Source organism: Sphingomonas sp. Leaf4, assembly GCF_920939515.1.
In the GTDB taxonomy this organism is placed as follows: Bacteria; Pseudomonadota; Alphaproteobacteria; order Sphingomonadales; family Sphingomonadaceae; genus Sphingomonas.
Genome location: NZ_CAKLBB010000001.1, coordinates 274,557 through 292,017 on the forward strand (window position 1 = coordinate 274,557; position 17,461 = coordinate 292,017).

At 68.2% G+C, this 17,461-nt stretch carries 10 protein-coding genes; 3 read left to right on the forward strand and 7 right to left on the reverse strand.

What is annotated here, in order from left to right:
• Positions 1–26: 26 nt before the first annotated feature.
• Together LRA89_RS01200 and LRA89_RS01205 are read left to right on the forward strand one after the other, a co-directional pair.
• Positions 27–728 (forward strand): response regulator transcription factor, encoded by a 702-nt coding sequence (locus tag LRA89_RS01200; protein ID WP_230635753.1) that lies wholly within the window; start codon positions 27–29, stop codon positions 726–728.
• Entirely contained in the window at positions 719–2,272 is a 1,554-nt protein-coding gene (locus LRA89_RS01205; protein WP_230635755.1) for a sensor histidine kinase, read from the forward strand. The genes LRA89_RS01200 and LRA89_RS01205 overlap by 10 nt, the downstream gene beginning before the upstream one ends.
• Here LRA89_RS01205 and LRA89_RS01210 read toward each other — a convergent pair.
• Together LRA89_RS01210 and LRA89_RS01215 are read right to left on the reverse strand one after the other, a co-directional pair.
• On the reverse strand, positions 2,242–2,994 hold the full coding sequence (locus LRA89_RS01210; RefSeq protein ID WP_230635757.1) for a Crp/Fnr family transcriptional regulator: 753 nt from the start codon (positions 2,992–2,994) through the stop codon (positions 2,242–2,244). The genes LRA89_RS01205 and LRA89_RS01210 overlap by 31 nt on opposite strands.
• 92 nt (positions 2,995–3,086) lie before the next feature.
• Entirely contained in the window at positions 3,087–4,259 is a 1,173-nt protein-coding gene (locus LRA89_RS01215) for an acyltransferase family protein (protein WP_230635758.1), read from the reverse strand.
• 71 nt (positions 4,260–4,330) lie between these two features.
• Here LRA89_RS01215 and LRA89_RS01220 point away from each other — a divergent pair, with 71 nt between their 5' ends.
• A complete protein-coding gene (locus LRA89_RS01220; protein WP_230635760.1) occupies positions 4,331–6,865 on the forward strand; it encodes a family 20 glycosylhydrolase in 2,535 nt (844 codons plus the stop codon).
• Positions 6,866–6,979: 114 nt separating this feature from the next.
• Here the strand turns inward: LRA89_RS01220 and LRA89_RS01225 are convergent, their stop codons facing one another.
• From LRA89_RS01225 to LRA89_RS01245, 5 genes are all read right to left on the reverse strand, one after another.
• Entirely contained in the window at positions 6,980–10,372 is a 3,393-nt protein-coding gene (locus tag LRA89_RS01225) for a glycosyl hydrolase 2 galactose-binding domain-containing protein (protein ID WP_230635762.1), read from the reverse strand.
• Positions 10,369–11,673: a sugar porter family MFS transporter gene (locus LRA89_RS01230; RefSeq protein ID WP_230635764.1), complete on the reverse strand. Its 1,305-nt coding sequence runs from the start codon at positions 11,671–11,673 to the stop codon at positions 10,369–10,371. Before LRA89_RS01230 ends, LRA89_RS01225 begins: the two co-directional genes overlap by 4 nt.
• Complete coding sequence (locus LRA89_RS01235; RefSeq protein WP_230635766.1) at positions 11,670–13,175, reverse strand: tryptophan halogenase family protein; 1,506 nt, start codon at positions 13,173–13,175, stop codon at positions 11,670–11,672. Before LRA89_RS01235 ends, LRA89_RS01230 begins: the two co-directional genes overlap by 4 nt.
• Before the next feature lie 216 nt (positions 13,176–13,391).
• Positions 13,392–16,484 (reverse strand): TonB-dependent receptor, encoded by a 3,093-nt coding sequence (locus LRA89_RS01240; RefSeq protein ID WP_230635768.1) that lies wholly within the window; start codon positions 16,482–16,484, stop codon positions 13,392–13,394.
• A gap of 273 nt (positions 16,485–16,757) precedes the next feature.
• On the reverse strand, positions 16,758–17,126 hold the full coding sequence (locus tag LRA89_RS01245; protein ID WP_055757923.1) for a glycine zipper 2TM domain-containing protein: 369 nt from the start codon (positions 17,124–17,126) through the stop codon (positions 16,758–16,760).
• Positions 17,127–17,461 lie beyond the last annotated feature (335 nt).

Sequence of the window (17,461 nt, forward strand, 5' to 3'; positions counted from 1 at the left end):
CGACGAAAGCGCCAGCAATGTATGCGATGACCCACCACGTCCTTGTCGTCGACGACGATCCGCATATCCGCGACCTGCTGTCCTTCGCGCTCGGCAAGGCCGGGATGCGCGTCAGCGAGGCGGAGGATGGCGAGGCGGCGTTCGCGGCGGTCGAGCGCGCCGTCCCCGACCTGATGATCCTCGACATCAACATGCCCCGGCTCGACGGCCTGGACCTGTGCCGCCGGTTGCGCGGATCGGGCGGCGCGCTGGCACATCTCCCGATCCTGTTCCTGTCGTCGCGCGACGATGCCGTCGACCGGATCGTCGGCATCGAGATCGGCGGCGACGATTATGTCGTGAAGCCCTTCTCCCCGCGCGAGGTGGTGGCGCGCGTCGGCGCGATCCTGAAGCGCGGCGTGCCCGCCCCGCCGCCGCTGCCCGCCAGCGTGCTGCGCCAGGGCCGGTTGCGGCTCGACGGCGATGCGTGGGAAGCGCGGGTCGACGACACGCCCGTCGCCACCACCGCGACCGAGTTCCAGTTGCTCGCCCTGCTCGTCAGCCTGCCGTCCAAGGTGTTCAGCCGCGACGCGATCATCGACCGGCTGCACGGGCCCGGCTTCGCGATGACCGACCGCACGATCGACAGCCATATCCGCAATTTGCGCGCGAAGTTCGCCCGCGCCGGGCTGGACGATCTGGTCGAGACGCGCGCGGGCGTCGGCTATCGCATCGGAAAATGCGGCTGATTGCGGGCGTCAAGCGGGTCGCCAAGCGCTATTGGCCGGCGCTGTCGATCCGCGCGATCCTGCTCGCGACCTTCGTGTTCGTGGCGGCCTTGCCCGGCGTCGCCGCGCTCGGCCTGCGTGTGTATGAAAACACGCTGGTCCAGCAGACCGAGGCTGAGCTGATCGCGCAGGGCGCGGTGCTGGCGTCGGTCTATCGCGCGGCATGGGACGATCGGGTGCCGCCGCCCCGCGCGCCCGCGCCCGAACCGCCGCGCATCGACCTCAGGACCGATCCGGTGCTGCCCGCGCTGCCCCGCGCCGCGCCCGGCGGCCCGGCCGAGCCCCGCGCGGCGGCGATCGGGGCGAGCCTTGCCCCAGTGCTGCGCGATGCGGCGGCGGTGACGCTGTCGGGGATGCGGCTGCTCGATGCCAACGGTGTCGTGGTGGCGGGCGGGCGCGACGTGGGCCAAAGCTATGCCGCGCTGGACGAGGTGCGCCGTGCGCGGCGCGGCCGGGTGACGACGACGCTGCGGCTGCGCTGGAACGAGGGCTCGTCCTCGCCGCTCGAATGGGTCAGCCGCGCGGTGGCGATCCGGGTGCATCACGTCCGCCCGGTGATGGTGGACGGGCGGGTGGTCGGCATGGTGATGCTGTCACGCTCGCCGCGCGGGTTGTTCGTCGGTCTGTATCAGGATCGCGGCAAGATCCTCGTCGGGATCGTCGCGATCTTCTGCACGCTGCTGCTGCTCGCCGGCCTGTTGTCGCGCGGCATCGCCCGCCCGATCCGCGACCTGACCCGCGCGACCGAACGGGTGGCGAACGGCGAGACGCAGATCCCCGAAGCCCCCGCCACCGCCGCGATCGAGATTCGCGAACTCTATGCCCATTTCGCGACGATGGCAGCGCGGATCGACACCCGCGCGCGCTACCTGCGCGATTTTGCGGCGGCGATGAGCCACGAATTCAAGACGCCGCTGACCGGCATCCGCGGCGCGCTGGAACTGCTCGGCGAACATGAGATGACCCCGGCCGAACGCGACCGGTTCCTCGCCAATGCCGGTGCCGATACGCAGCGGCTCGACCGGCTGGTCGGGCGGCTGCTCGAACTGGCGCGCGCCGACATGGCGAGCGGGCGGGGCGGGACGTGCGATATACGCGCGATCGTGGCGGGGCTGGAGGATGGGCATCTGCCGATCGCCGTCACCGCCGGTGCCACCGTGCCGATCGATGGCGAGACGCTGGCGGCGGTGCTGCGCATCCTGCTCGACAACAGCCGGCAGGCGGGCGCGACCGCCGCGACGCTCACCGCGAACGAGGCGGTGCTGCGCTACGGCGACGACGGCCCCGGCATTCCGCCGGGCGACCGCGACCGCATCTTCGAACCCTTCTTCACCAGCCGCCGGGCAAGCGGCGGCACCGGCCTCGGCCTGCCGATCGCGCGGTCGTTGCTGTCGGCGGCGGGCGCGTCGATCGTGCTGGTTCCATCGGCCACCGGCGCGGCGTTCGAGATCGCACTGTCCGTCGATGGTGGCGCTCAGCCGGCGGGGCGGACCAGCCGGTCATAGGTGTGTTCGGCCGGGCCATAGGTGTCCGACGCCATCGCCAGCAACCGGTCGCGGTCGCGCACGATCACCCGCCCGCGCACCGCGCGGATCGCAAGCTGTTCCTCCAGCCGGTGGAGCGCGTCGGTGATGCTGCTGCGCCGTACCCCCAGCATCAGGCGGAATTCGTCGTGGGTCATGCGGATGTCGTCGTCGCGCACCCGGTCGTGGTACAGTAATATCCACCGCGCCAGCCGCCGTTCGACCGGATGGGCGAGCGACGACACCACCGTCCGGCTCATCTGCACGAAGAACACCTGCACGAAGCGCAGCAACGCATCGCGCAACGTATCGCTCTGCCCCACCGCGTCGCGCAGATGCCCCGCGCCGATCGACAGTGCGGTGGCGGGTTCGGCCCGCAGCACGATCTGGTGGCACGACCGTTCCTCGCCCAGCAGCAACGGCCAGCCGACGAAGCCCTCGGCCCCGACCAGCCCGATGGCATATTGCCCGTCGCCGCCCAGCGTATCCAGCACGGCGGCGATCCCCGCTTCGGGGAAATACACCCGCTCGATCGGCTTGCCCGCTTCGATCAGCGTGTCGCCCATGGCGAACGATCCGCGTTCCAGATGCGGCGCGAGCAGCGCCTGATCGCCGGAAGACAGCGAGCGCAGCAGCATGTTGGCACTATCGATCCGGCGCGTGGTCACGGCCTGCGGGCGAACGATCGTAAGGTCCGTTCCCATGAATCCACCCGTCTCCCGTTGGTCGTTTCCCACCGGAATATGTCCGGTCCCGTACGAAACGGCCGTCACGCCGATGGGTTGCCTGGGCGTGGTCACACCTTGACGAACCACCCCTGCCGCCGCAGCCACGCCATCGTCGCCCAGAGCAGCGCCATGTAGAGCAGCACCGGCACCAGCGCGGCGACCATCGGCGGCACAAGCCCGAGCGCCACGCCGTACGGCGCGAGCAACAGGTCCCAATTGAGCAGCCCCCCCGTCACCATATGCAGCACATAGGCGGCGATCGCGTTCGACCCGAAGGCAAGCGCGATGCGCCACGGCCAGCGCTCCGCCGCTCCGGCGCGGTGATCGAGCAGCGCGTGGAGCAGCGCCAGCGCGATCGTCGTCAGCCCGCAGGTGACGAGCACGAAACTGCTCGACCAGATGTCCTTGATGATCGGGAAGGCGGCGCTCCATGCCAGCCCCGCCGCCGCCATCCCCGCACCCGCCACCAGCAACGGCAAGGTAGCGCGCGTGCCCCGGCGCGCCAGCAGCCACTCGCCGATCGCGACCCCGATCAGGCCATGGGCGACCGCCGGCAGCGTGCCGAGCAGCCCTTCGGGATCATAGCCCTCCGGCCCTTGCACATAATTATGCCCGCCCGCGCCCAGCAGCACCCGGTCGACCGAGGCCACGAAATTATGGCCGCGCAGCAGTATGTCGTTCGGCAGCCCGTCGAGCGCGGGCAGCAACGCGATGGGCCAATAGAGCAGCAGGATGGCGACGAGGATCGCCAGCCGCACGCGCGGCTTGCACGTCCAGAACAGCAGCGCGCACGCGCCATACACCAGCGCGATCCGTTGCAGCACGCCCCACAGCCGCCACGCGCCGGAATCGAAATCCATCAACCAGTAGAAGTTCGACAGCAACATGCCGATCACGAACAGCCGCACCGTCCGCCCGCCGATCCGCCGCGCGGTGCCGCGATCGAGCCCGCTTCCGCCGGGCACGCGCGCCGCCATCGGGATCGCGACGCCGACCATCATCAGGAACGCGGGAAACACCGCGTCGGCGATCGTCAGCCCGTCCCACGACGCATGGAGCAGCAGCGGAAAGACGCTGGCCTTCGCGCCATAGAACATGCCCGCCGTGGCGTTGACGAGGATCATCCCCATCACGGTCAGCCCGCGCAGCACGTCGAGCGAGACGAGCCGGGGGGCGCGGGCGGCGGGAGCGGGATCGATGGCCATGGCGGCCATGGTACAGCCGGCACGGACAAACGCCATCGGCCATGCGATTGACCATGGCGTCCTCCCCTGACAGACCCTGCGCTCGACTTTTCTGGCAAAGGAACGACATGCGGCGACTGCTCCTCGCACTGGCACTCGGCACGGCGCTGCCCGCTTCGGCGCAGACCCCCGCGCAAGCCGCGCTCGACCGGCTGGCGGGCACGATGGGCTATCGCTTCGCGATCCTCGACAATCGCCTCACCCCCTGTCCGGCCGGGGTCGCCGCCTGTTTTCGCTCGGAAATCACGCTGACGATCCCCGCCGACCTGCCCCCGGCGGTCGCCGCCCCCGAACTGCGCTTCGGTTTCGTCAGCCGGGTCGTCGGCATCGACAGCGGGGATTTCGACTGGCGGCTGGTCAATGGCGACCTGAACGCGCTGACGCTGAAACCCGGTCGCCGGCTGGAGGCGGGCAAGACCTATCGCATCGGCATCATCGGTCTTGGCCGTTATCTGTCGCGCGCGCACGGCATGCCCAACGCGCATCTGGTCGTGGCCGGCGCGGCCCCGCGCGTCATCGCCGCGACACGGACGCGGATCGATCCCGACACCGGCCTCGAAACGCTGCCCTTCGTCGCGCCGATGACCGACGAGGCGAAGCTGGCGCCGGTATCGGCTGAGGATCGCACCCGCTGGCTCACCCCGCCGCGCGCTTATGCCCGCTATGCCGAACGTGGCGCTGCGACCGCGCCCGACGTGGTCGTGCTGCCCAAGCCGGTCAGCGCGGTGCGGGGCACGGGGGCGATCACCGACCTGACCGGCGGCATCCGCGTGACCGCCAGCGGCATCGCCATGGCCGATCTGCGCGCCGCGCTCGACGCGCTGCCTTATGCCAAGGGGCGGGGGGTGCCGCTCGCCATCACTCGCAAGGCCGGGCTGAAACCCGAGGGCTATCGCCTGACCATCGGCGACGGCCGGATCGCGATCGACGCGGCCGATGCCGCCGGCGCGCGCCACGCGCTGCGCTCGCTGGCGCAACAGGCGGCGCAGGAACGCGGTCGGCTACGCCCGCTCGTCCTCGAGGACGCCCCGCGCTACGCCTTTCGCGGGCTGCACATCGATCTCGCCCGCAACTTCCACAGCCGTGCCGAGGTGGAAAAGCTGATCGAGCAGATGGCGGCCTACAAGCTCAACAAGCTGCACCTGCATCTGGGCGACGACGAAGGCTGGCGGATGCAGATCCGCGCATTGCCCGAACTGACCGACGTCGGTGCCTATCGCTGTTTCGACACGTCCGAGACGACCTGCCTGCAACCGCAACTGGGGGCCGATCCTGACCGCCGCGCCGCGACCAACGGCTATCTAAGCCAGGCCGACTATCTGACGATCCTCGCCGCCGCGAAGGCGCGCGGGATCGAGGTGATTCCGTCGTTCGACATGCCCGGCCATTCGCGAGCGGCGATCCGGGCGATGGAAGTGCGCCATCGCCGGTTGCAGGCGGCGGGCGACCGCGCCGGGGCCGAACGCTACCGGCTGGTCGAACCGGGCGATACCACCGCCTATCGCAGCATCCAGAACTATGACGACAACACGCTGAACGTGTGTATCGAAGGCACCTACCGCTTCCTCGACACCGTCCTCGACGAGATGGCGGCGCTGCACACGAAGGCGGGAATGCCGCTCAAAACCTATCACATCGGCGCGGACGAGACGGCCGGGGCATGGTCGCGGTCGCCCGCGTGCAAGGCGATGATGGCGGTGCGCAAGCTCGAACCCAAGCAACTCGGCGCCTATTTCATCGAGCGCGTGTCGGCCGGCCTCGCCAGACGCGGGATCAGCGCGGCGGGCTGGAGCGACGGCATGGGCCATACCGATCCGGCGGCGATGCCGGCGCGGGTCCAGTCGAACATCTGGAGCGGCGTCCACACCGGTGCCATCGCCGAGGCGCACGGACAGGCCAATCGCGGCTGGGACATCGTCCTGTCGGTCCCCGATCTCGCCTATTTCGACATGCCCTATGCTCCCGACCCCGACGAGGGCGGCTATGACTGGGCGTCGCGCGGGGTCGATCCGTTGCAGGTGTTCGGCTTCATGCCCGGCAACCTCCCGGCCAACGGCGCGCTGATCCCCGACAATCTCGCCCGGCCGACCCCGGTCGCCGACACGATCCCGCTGGTGCAGGGCCGCGCCATCGCCGGGCTGCAGGCGCAATTGTGGAGCGAGACGCTGCGCACCGACGCGCAGGTCGATTACATGCTGTTCCCGCGCCTGCTGTCGCTCGCCGAACGCGCATGGAGCGCGACGCCATGGGAACCGGCCTATGTGCCGGGCGCGACCTATGCGCTGGGCGACGCACGGGTAGACCGGGGCGTGTTGCTGAGCGAATGGCGCGGCTTCGCCGGCCGGGTCGGCGTGGCGCTGGGCCAGCTCGACCGGACGGGCGTCGCCTATCGTCTCGCCCCGCCGGGCGCGCGGATCACCGCCGGCCGGCTGGAAGCGCTGAGCGAGTTCCCCGGCACGACGATCGAATATCGTGCCGGTGCCGGCGCGTGGCAGCGCTACACCGGCCCGGTCGCGGTATCGGAGCCGGTCGAACTGCGCACCCGCAGCAGCGACGGCCGCCGCCCCGGCCGCAGCGTCACCGTGCGGCCGGGGGACGAGTAGCGCCCGTGACCAGGAAACGTCACCCCAGCGAAGGCTGGGGTCTCAAGCGACTCCTGTCTCGTACTATCACCGGGAGATCCCAGCCTTCGCTGGGGTGACGCCCGCCTTTGGACCCTACCCCCCGACCTTTGCCTCCGCGACGTTCCACCCGCGCAGCGTCACGCCCGGCACGGTGGCGACACTGGCGGGATAGCGGATGGTGATCGTCTTGCGCTCGCCGGGCAGCAGCGCGACGTAATTGTCGCTGTAGAAGGCGGGCAGGATGCGCTTGCCCGAAGCGCCGACCAGCGTCAGCTTGGCGTTGAGCGCGGGCACGCCGCCGGTGTTGGCGAGCGTCACCGTCACCGCGCGGTCGCTGCCGTCGACCACCGGCGCGGTCATCGTCGATGCGATCGTCGCCGGGGCAAGGCCGTTGAGCGCCTGATAGGAGGCGGTATCGCGCGCGCGCCAGTAGAAATTCTCCGACACCAGCCGCCCCGACGCATCGGTCAGCTTCAGGCTGACGAGCACCATCGGCCGCGTGGCGAACAGCGCATCGAGCGGAACCGCCGCCAGCGGTGTCGCCCGGTTGGCCAGCGCATCGACCTTGTCCGACCGGGTGAACAACTCGGCATTGTCGAGCCCCACCACTCGCACGCTAGCGGTCAGCCCACGCCGGTCGGCCTGCGTCGTGTTCAGCACCACCAGTTCGTTGCCCGGCAGGTTCAACTGGACGTGGATCGGCTCGGCCGCCTTCTTCGCCCCGTAATAGGCGGCGTGGGTGTCATAATCCCACGAATAGATCTGCCACGCATTCGACGGCCATGCCGGATGCGTCATCCACAACAGCCGCCCACTGTTCTTGGTCCACAGATGGCCGAGAAACCCTTCGTACATCGCCTTGTGCGTTTCGAGGTTCATCATCTGCGCCTTGCGCTCGAAATCGGCGAAATCCTTCCCCGGCCCGAACATCGTCGACAGCGTCTGCATGAACGTTTTCGTGTCGCCGTTCCCGGCGAAATGCCAGTCGTGATAGGCCAGCACGTCGCCCAGCGGCCAGCGATCGGCGGCGGGCACATAGGAAGCGATCGATTCGGCGGTCGACAGCGACGGCGTCCCCGTCTCGACCGAGAAGCCGGTGGCGAGGTCGGTGAAATAGCCGACCGGCGGGCGATAGTTGTACGGCCCCGACCCCTGCAAATTCACGACGTTCGACGATCCGGTGAACCAGCGCGTGCCGTCGAGCTGGAACACGGCATCGTCCAGCCCCTGATTGAGCGCAGGGGTCGGCACGCCCTCGTTCCGCCCGAACCACAGGATGATCGATGGATGGTTGCGATAGCGCGCGATCGTGTCGCGCGCATTGGCGAGGAACAGCGAGGAATCATCGGGTTCGATCTGGAAATTCTGGGTCGATTGCCAGAAATCGTTGAGGATCATCATGCCGTTCTCGTCGGCGAGATCGTAGAATTCCTCCTCGGTATTGGTGCCCATCCAGTTGCGGATGACGTTCATGTTCGCCTCGCGCTGGAGGCGGAAGAAGGGGGCGAGCCAGTCGTAGCTTACCCGCTTCATCGCATCGTCCATCCCCCAGTTGCCGCCGCGCGCGGCGATTTTCACGCCGTTCACCCGGATGGTCAGATGCGGTTCGGGCAGCGTCTCGGTGATCGGCGTCACCGCGCGCGAGGTTTCACCCGCCGGGGTGAGCGATTCCGCCCAGCCGGTCGGCGACTGCTTGATCGCCTCATGCCGCACGTCGATCAGCTTTTGGCCGGCAAGCCCGCCGTCGGTGGTCTGCACGTTGACGCGGCGCAGTTTGCCGGCGGCATCGAACAACGAGAGGTCGTAGCTGACCTCCCGAATGCCGAAGCGGCCCGTCTTGCTATCCGACACGCCGCCCGCATCGTTCACCTGATAGGTCGCTCGATAGAGATTGGGCGCGCCATAGCCGTTCGGCCACCACAGTTTCGGATTGGCGACGCGCAGCGCGGGGAAGTCGGCGGGGGTGAAGCGCACCTCGCTCCTGCCCACAGGCGCGGTCACGGTCCGCTCGACCGCAACCCCCTCGAACGCGACCTTCACCGTCACCTGGCCCGAGGGGCCGGCATTGTCGATCGGCACCGTTACATAGACGTCGGCATTGTCGGTGCGCGGCAGCGGCAGGTCGGTCACGACCTGCGGGTCGAGAATGCGGACGCTTCCGTGCGCCACCAGCTCGACCGGTCGCCAGAGGCCAGTGTTGCGGTCGCGGATGCCGGGAATCCAGTCCCACCCCTCGGTCGCGACGAAGGTCGGGCCGTCGATCGCCAGTTGCCCGCCATTCTCGCCGACGCCGCCCTTGACCGACTGTTCGTGCGGGATGCCCGGATGCGGCGGCGGCGATACCTTCACCGCGATCACATTCTCGCCCGCCACCGGCACCAGATCATATTGGCCACGGATGAACGCACCGCGCGTTTGGCCGAGCTTCACGCCATTGGCCCAGATGTCGGCGGCATAGTTGATACCGCCGAACACGATCGTCAGCTTCCTGCCCGCCGCTTCCGCCGGCACGGTGAAGCGGGTGCGATACCAATAGTCCTGCCGCGCGAGGCTTTCGGGGATCCTGAGGTTGTTCAGCCCATAATAGGGATCGGGATAGACCCCGCGATCGACCAGCGTCTGAAGCACCGTCCCCGGCACCGTCGCCGCGCGCCACGTGCCGCCCGGGTTGCCCGGCCGCGACAGCGCCGCGCCGTCGCCGGCGACCTCGGGCGCGGCGGCGAGTTGCCAGCCGTTCAACTGCCAGCGCCCCGGCGCGGTCGGCTGGACCGTGAGCGCGGTCGGCACCGGTTTGGCGACCGGCGCGGTATAGGCGTCACCCTTGGTCTGCGGCAGCGTCCACGGGTCCTGCTGCTGGGTCAGGCCGATGTTCGCCTGTTTCTGGAACGGCCATTGCACGCCCACCTGCCACAGTTGCACGTTGGCGAAGTCGGGGCGGGGCAGGGCGGCGATCTCGGCGGCGGGCAGCGCGCGGCCGTGCAGCGTCGCACCGACCAGCGTACCCCCGAAATGCGGCTTGCCCGGCACCGCGCGCGCGATGTGGATCACCGGAGTCGTCGCGGCGGACGCCAGCGCCCCGGCGGCGACCCGGCGACCATCGACATACAGCGTGGCGCGGCTTCCGTCCGACACGGCGGCGACCTGCGTCCAGCGTCCGGCACTCACCTGCGGCCCGGTCAGCGTAGCGCTTCCGTCGCGCAGCACCAGCCGCCCGTCGACCAGCGCCAGCGTGCGCGTATCGCCCAGCGCGATCAGCGGCACCTCGCCCGACTGGCGTTCGTCGGCGCGGACCCATGTCGTCATGCTGTACGGCGCACCGGCGGCGGCAACGGCCTCGCCGCCCTCGACCGGGCGTTCGATGCCGATCCCGCCGTCGAGGAAGCTGGCGTTGTACGGCCCGCCGTTCACCGGCACCTGCGCTATCGCCGCGCCGCCCCATGCGACGCCCGCCAGCAACAGCGCGGCCCGTTTGCGCACGATCGTCATGCCGAAATCCTCTTGTTGGTCAATTCGGCGCTGATCGCTTCCAGATCGCGCCCGCGTGTTTCGGGGAACAGCCGCCACACCATCACCGCCTGCACCACCATCGCCGCCGCAAAGGTCCAGAAAGGCAGTGGCCGGCTCCATTCGGCGATCAGCGGAAAGGCGAACGACAGCACGGCATTGGCGACCCAGTGGGTGGCGCTGCCGATCGCCTGTCCGCGCGCGCGCACGTCGGTCGGGAAAATCTCGCTCAGATACACCCAGATCACCGCACCCTGCGACATGGCGAAGGCGGCGATGAACAGGATCAGCAACGGCAGCAACAGGCTGGCCGGGGCCGCCCCGGCATAGACCAGCGCGACGCCCGCCAGCGCCACCGCCGTCACCAGCCCGCCGCCGATCAGCAGCGGCTTGCGCCCGACCCGGTCGATGATGGTCATGCCGATGATCGTCGCGACCAGATTGGCGACGCCGATCGCGATCGCCTGCACATCGCCCGACACGCCGGTAAAGCCGGCGGCGGCAAAGATGTCGTTCAGATAATAGAGGATCGCATTGATCCCCGAGAGCTGGTTGAACAGACCGATGGCGATGGCGAGCAATATCGGCATCCGGTGGACCCGCCAGTCGAGCCGCCCGGTCCCGCCGCTCTCGACCACCGGGATCGTCGCCAAGCCGAGGCGATCGGCGGCACGTTTCGCCTCATCCGCCCGTCCGCGCGCGGTCAGCCAGCGCGGGCTTTGCGGCAGGCCGGTGAGCAGCACGAGGAACAGCGCGGCGGGCACCGCCGCCACGCCCAGCTTCCACCGCCATGCGACATCGGCCGAGGCGATCTGCGCGACCAGATAATTGCTCAGATACGCGATCAGGATACCCAGCACGATATTGAACTGGAACAGCCCGACCAGCAGCCCGCGCCGCTCCGGCGGGCTGATCTCGGCGATATAGACCGGGACCAGCACCGACGACGCCCCGATCGCCAGCCCACCGAGGACGCGAAACGCGATGAACGCCGGCAGCGAGGTGGCAACCGCGCAGCCCACCGCCGAGACGACATAGAGCAGCCCGATGACGCGCAATACGGCAAGGCTGCCGAACCGGTCGCCCGGCGCCCCGCTGAACAGTGCGCCGACCAGCGTGCCCCACAGCGCCGCCGATACGGCAAGGCCGAGGCCGCCCGGCGACAGCAGATATTCCGCGCGCAACGCATCGGTGACGCCCGAGATGACGGCGGTGTCGAACCCGAACAGCAATCCGCCGAGGCTCATCGCGACGACCGCGCGGGTGTGGGTCGCGCCGCTCATGCGCCGACGCTCCGCCGCAGGAAATCGCCATGCGGTTCGCTCAGGGCCAGCGTCCGGCCGATCGCCTCGCGCATCCGCGCGAAGGTGCCGGCCAGATCGGCCGTCTCGCACTGGTCGGCCAGTGGCGAATGCCGCGCGGGCAGGTCGCCGAAGCCGGCATACATGCTCAGCCAGCTATGATCCTGAAACGTGTCCCACTCGTAGCGCACAAACTCTCCCCCGCTTCGCCATGCGTCGATCTTCACTTGCAGCCCCTCGGGCGGCTCGATGCCGCGCATCCGGTCCCAAAAGGGTTCGCCGTCACGCCGGTTCGACCAGTAATGCAGGAACAGGAAGTCGCGCAGCCGTTCGAACTCCAGCACCGATTGCCGGTTGTAGGTCGCCGCCAGGCGCGGATCGAACCCGCGATCGGGAAACAGCGCGACGAAACGCTCCAGCCCCGACTGGATCAGCGAGATGCTGGTCGATTCGAGCGGTTCGAGAAACCCCGACGCGAGGCCCAAGCCGACGACATTGCCGTCCCAGAAGCGTGCGCGATGCCCGGTCGTGAACCGCAGCCGGTTGGGGGCTGCCAGCGGCTCGCCCTCCAGCGTGCCGAGCAGCGTCGCCTCGGCCTCGTCGTCGCTCAGATGATCCGAACAATAGACATAGCCGTTACCGGTGCGGTGGCGCAGCGGGATGCGCCATTGCCACCCGGCGGTGCGCGCGGTGGCGATGGTATAGGGCAGCGGATCGCCCGGCGTAGCGACGCACGGGATCGCCACCGCCCGGTCGCACGGGAGCCAGTGGCGCCAGTCGACATAGGGCACGCCCATCGCGTCGCCGAGCAACAGGCTGCGGAACCCCGAACAGTCGATCCACAGGTCGCCCGCGATCTCGCGTCCGTCGGCCAGCGTCACCGCTTGCAGCAACCCCGTTTCGCCGTCGCGCGCGACATGGTCGATCCGCGCATCGATATGCGTCACGCCATTGGCGAGCGCGAGGCGGCGCAGTAGTTGCGCGAACTTCGCTGCATCGAAATGCAGCGCGAAGTCGAACACGCCCAGATCGTTCGCCGGCTGGTCGGCCGGCGGCAGGAACCGGCCATGCCGCGCCAGTTGCGTGGCAAGGCAATAGTCGGCCAGCGGCCCGGCCTGTCTCGCCGCGTTCAGCTTCAGCCAGTAGTGATGGAACGCGACCCCGCCCGATCCTACGCCGTACAGGCCGAAGGGATGGAAGAACCGGTGCCCGTCCTCGCGCCATCCGTCGAAGCGGATGCCATATTTGATCGTGCCCTCGGTCTCGCGCAGCACGTCGCTTTCGCCAAGGTCGATCGCGCGCAGGAAGTCGCGGATCGCGGGCACCGTCGCCTCGCCCACGCCAACCGTGCCGATCGCCGAACTTTCGACGACGGTGATCGTCAGCTTGAGGTGCGCCAGCCGCCGCGCGCAATAGGTCGCGGCCATCCACCCGGCGGTTCCCCCGCCGACGATCACGATCGAACGCACCGGTTCGTGTGCCATCGTCGGTTCCTCCCTGTGTCGCTCGTAGCTTGGCGGACGATGACGCCCGGTTTCTGATCCTTGCCCGACCTCTCCTCCTCCGTCACCCCAGCGCAGGCTGGGGTCTCTGTGGGGGGAACCGCGGCACCCGCCTCATGGAGACCCCAGCCTGCGCCGGGGTGACGTGGAGGAAAAGGTCGGGCGGGATCGAAGGCTGCCGACCCGCCGCTCCGGTCCTCAGAACTTCGCGCGGACGCCGGCGATGAAACGACGCTCGAAGATGTTCTCGTTGAACACCTGGTCCTGCCAGGTGAGGTAGAACCGTTCCGTCTCGCCGGTCAGGTTCGATGCCTGGCCATAGAGGCTGAAGTTCGGCGTCACGTCATAGCTGATCGAGGCGTCGAGATAGTTGGTCGGCTGCTGATACTGCGCCAGCCCCTGGATGCCGCCATAGTTGGACGAGGCGAGCCGCTTCGAGCGATAGTTATAGGCGACGCGCGCCTGCAACCCGTATTTCTCGAACCACAGCGCGGCGTTCACCTGATGCTTGCTGTTGTCCTGGAACGGCTGGTTGTTGCCCGCCAGATCGACCCGGCCGGCATCGCCCAGCGACAGCGTGTAGTTGGCGTCGACGCCGAACCCGCCGAACAGACCGTTCACGCCATAATCCGCCAGCGACTGCCGCGCCGAGGCTTCGATGCCCTTGAGCGTGCCGCCTTCGCCCTGCGCCAGCGTGTTGGTGACGACCTGCCGCCGGATCACGCCGTCGTTGTCGGGAATGTCGCTGCGCAATTCGGTGGTGGTGGTGATGAAGCTGTCGACCGCGATGTAGAACGCGCCGACCGCGACGAGGCTGGAGCGACCGGTGTAATATTCGAGGCTCGCCTCGGCATTGGTCGCGCGCCACGGGTTCAGGTTCGGGTTGCCGCGCGAATCTGCGGTCCGCGCCTCGAACCGTGCCGGGTTCACCTGCGTGTTGATCGCATAGTTGACGTTCAGACCGCCGCCCCATTGCAGGAAGTCGAGCACCGTCATCGTCTTGGAGAAGGCGGCGCGCGCGCGCAGCTTGTCCGTCAGGTCGAACGCGACGTTGAACGCCGGCAGGAAGTCGGTGAACTCGCGCTTGGTCACGACGTCACCGGCATCGACGCCCGATACGCCGTAAGGCTGCGGCGCGCCGACGATGTTCTGGCGCACGTTCAGCCGGGTGTTGACCACCTGCAGGCCACCGTTCGCGCGGAACGGCAAGCCCAGCAGCACGCCTTCGCCCGACACCTGGCCATAGCCCGAGATCTGCGAGACGTTGACCGTGAACGAATCCGCCGGGTTCACCAGATTCTGGCTGCCGGGGTAGAATTTGTTCTGCCACGCCTCGCTGTCGTCCATCGCCTTGGGATCGAGCGCATAGAGCGCGGGCGTGCCGCCGGCGGGCAGGGCGTATTGCTTGATGAGGCCGTCGAAGATCGCGTTGGTCGCCTGCCGGGTATAGCCGGCGGTATAGGCATTGCCCTGCGCGTCGCGCACGCGGCACTTCTCGTCGGTCAGGTTGACGTCGAACGCCTTCCACTTGACGAGGCAGCCGCCCGCCGGATTGGCGGCATTGTCGCGGTTGCCGGCATAGAAGGGCGAGACGCGGTCGAAGGTGAACTGGTCGACGCTGCGCTCGCCATAGCGCCCGCCGAACGCGACGCGCACGCCGCCGTCCGAGGTATATTCGCCATCGGCGCGCACCGCCCACAGGTCGCCGTTCTGATACTGGTTGCCCTCCGACGAGATCGTCTTGAGGCCATAGCGCGACGGATCGGCGGCTTGCGCCAGAAACGCGGGCGAGAAGCCGAATACCGGCGCGCCGCTCGAATAGTCGACGGTCGCGGTCTGGCTGTAGATCTGATAGCCGGTCGGGTTGAAGCGCACGTCGCCGCCGATCGAGGCGGGATAGTTGCCGACGCCGTTATACGCCCATTGCGATCCGTTGGTCAGGCTGAACTGGGTATAGGCCTGATCGCGCTTGCGCGACGCCTTGCCATAGATGCCGCGAACGGTGCCCTTGAACTGGTCGCTTGGCTGCCAGTCGAGTTGCAGATTATAGTTCTGCGACTCGCTCTTCGTGCGGAAGGTTTCCGAATAGCTGTCGAAGCTGGGCAGGCTGTAGGTATATTGCTGCACCGTGTTGACGTTGTATCCGCCCACGACCGCGCCGGTATCGCGCGACTTGGTCGGCAGGAACGGCGACGACAGCCAGTCGACGTTCTGGAACTGGAAGCCGGCGGTGCGGTCATACTGCGTCTGGCGGGTATAGAAGCCGTCGGCGGTCAGCTTCAGCGCGTCGCTGATCTCGAACTGGAGCGAGGCATTGGCGCCGAAACGCTCGCGGTTGGTGATGCGGTTCCATGCGGTGTGCGACTGCGGGGTGATGAAGGCGTCGTTGACGTCGCCGTCGCCGTTCACGTCATAGCCGAGCAGATTGCCGGCCGAATTGCGGATCGGCCGGCCCCGGCTGACGCCGTTGTTGCCGACCGCGAAGTTGCCAGGGTTGGCGGGCGTGACCGAACCGTCGCGGTTCAGCACCGGGTCGCTGCCCCGTTCGTTGTTGAGCGCGACGCCGTAATCCTGAATGCCGCGGAAGCTGTTGCCGAGCGTCAGGTCGCTGTACGCCGCCGACACCAGCACGCCGAAGCGCTCGCCATGATAGGCGATGAGGCCGTTGGCCGACGGGCTCCACTTCTCGGTCTTGTCGCCATATTGGCCCTCGACCGCCGCCGACATCGTCAGCCCGCGCTTCAGGTCCATCGGCCGGCGGGTCAGCAGGTCGACCGTGCCCGACAGGCCCGCCTGTTGCAGCGACGCGGTCGGCGACTTGAACACCGTCGCGCCCGAAAAGAGCTGCGAGGGGATGTCGGTGAAGTTCGGCTGGACCGTCGTGACCGAATTGGCGCCGAGGAACTGTTCGCCGTTCAGCAGCGTCGTGACTTGCGGCAGCCCGCGGATGTTCACGGCGGCGCCTTCGCCCGCGTCGCGACGGATTTGGACGCCGGGGATGCGCTGGAGCGAATCGGAGATGGTGACGTCGGGCAGCTTGCCGATGTCCTGCGCGCTGATCGCGTCGACCACGCTGTCGGCGTTGCGCTTCACCTCGATCGATCGTGCCTGCGACGCGCGGATGCCGGTGACGACGATTTCGTCGCCCGCGCCATCGGTCTGGGTTGCCGGGGCATCGGGGGTGGTGCCGGTCGGCGTCTGCGCGGCGGCCGGAACGGCGAGGCCCAATACGGTGATCGATGCCGCACCCGACAGCAACGAACGAACCAGCGGCGACGAAGCGTAACGCATCCAACCCTCCCGTAAGTGCGCCATTCATTCCGTGGCGCTTTATTTATTAAACTTGGTTTGTTTAATTCTTTTGTCGTACGCTGTCAACGTCGATCTCCCCGCCGGACCGGTCGGTCGGCCCCGCACTTCGATCAGATTATCCGCCTGGGTCAGAGGCTTGTGGGCAAGACGGTCGCTTGTCGTCGGCGCACGCGAAAAGGGCCGGCTCCCGTGAAGGAACCGGCCCGATCTTGCTCCGCCCCGTTACGCTACCGGGGGAGAAGCGAAGCTTTTTCAGCGGCGGCAGCCGCGCGGCGCGTCCGACTTGTCGATCGCCCGGCCGGCCAGCGCACCCGCGCCACCGCCAAGGATCGTGCCGAGCAGGCGGTTCCCGTTGCCACCGATCTGGTTGCCGAGCAGACCGCCGGCGATCGCACCGATCACCGTGCCGCCGTCGCCGTTCTCGCAGCCGCGCTGACGCGAGCGATAGTTGCGGTCGTTGTAATACCCGCGGTCGCCGCGATATTCGCGATAGCCGCGATCCCCACGATATTCCCGCTCGTAGCGGTCCCCGCGCCAGTTCTGTGCCGATGCGGCGGTGGGGGCGGCGGCGGTGGCGACCGTGGCAAGCGCGGCAGCGGCGAGCGTCAGCTTCTTGAACATGGGTCTTCTCCCTCAAAATCTGGCGACGGCGATACATCCCGGTGGGGAAGTCCGTCTGTGATCTGGGGTATGCACCGATTCGCTTGAGCCGATACTGAATGCACCTGTTAGCTGGCGTTCATGGTCGGGCAGGGTGGGCAGGCCCTTTTCCGTCACTCCCGCGCAGGCGGGAATTCAGTCGTCACTCCCGCGAAGGCGGGAGTCCATATGCGCTGGTGTCGCGATCCTGCCGGGCCGTCGGCGTCAATGGATTCCCGCCTCCGTGGGAATGACGATCGCCTGGGGCATCGAACCGGCCCGCGCGCCGATGCGGGTTTTGCTTTAGTTTGGCCCAC

Excerpts from the sequence above, each read along its gene's own strand:
- LRA89_RS01200 (WP_230635753.1), top strand. The coding sequence starts at position 27 with ATGACCCACCACGTCCTTGTCGTCGACGACGATCCGCATATCCGCGAC.
- LRA89_RS01205 (WP_230635755.1), top strand. The coding sequence starts at position 719 with ATGCGGCTGATTGCGGGCGTCAAGCGGGTCGCCAAGCGCTATTGGCCG.
- LRA89_RS01210 (WP_230635757.1), bottom strand. The coding sequence starts at position 2,994 with ATGGGAACGGACCTTACGATCGTTCGCCCGCAGGCCGTGACCACGCGC.
- LRA89_RS01215 (WP_230635758.1), bottom strand. The coding sequence starts at position 4,259 with ATGGCGTTTGTCCGTGCCGGCTGTACCATGGCCGCCATGGCCATCGAT.
- LRA89_RS01220 (WP_230635760.1), top strand. The coding sequence starts at position 4,331 with ATGCGGCGACTGCTCCTCGCACTGGCACTCGGCACGGCGCTGCCCGCT.
- LRA89_RS01225 (WP_230635762.1), bottom strand. The coding sequence starts at position 10,372 with ATGACGATCGTGCGCAAACGGGCCGCGCTGTTGCTGGCGGGCGTCGCA.
- LRA89_RS01230 (WP_230635764.1), bottom strand. The coding sequence starts at position 11,673 with ATGAGCGGCGCGACCCACACCCGCGCGGTCGTCGCGATGAGCCTCGGC.
- LRA89_RS01235 (WP_230635766.1), bottom strand. The coding sequence starts at position 13,175 with ATGGCACACGAACCGGTGCGTTCGATCGTGATCGTCGGCGGGGGAACC.
- LRA89_RS01240 (WP_230635768.1), bottom strand. The coding sequence starts at position 16,484 with ATGCGTTACGCTTCGTCGCCGCTGGTTCGTTCGTTGCTGTCGGGTGCG.
- LRA89_RS01245 (WP_055757923.1), bottom strand. The coding sequence starts at position 17,126 with ATGTTCAAGAAGCTGACGCTCGCCGCTGCCGCGCTTGCCACGGTCGCC.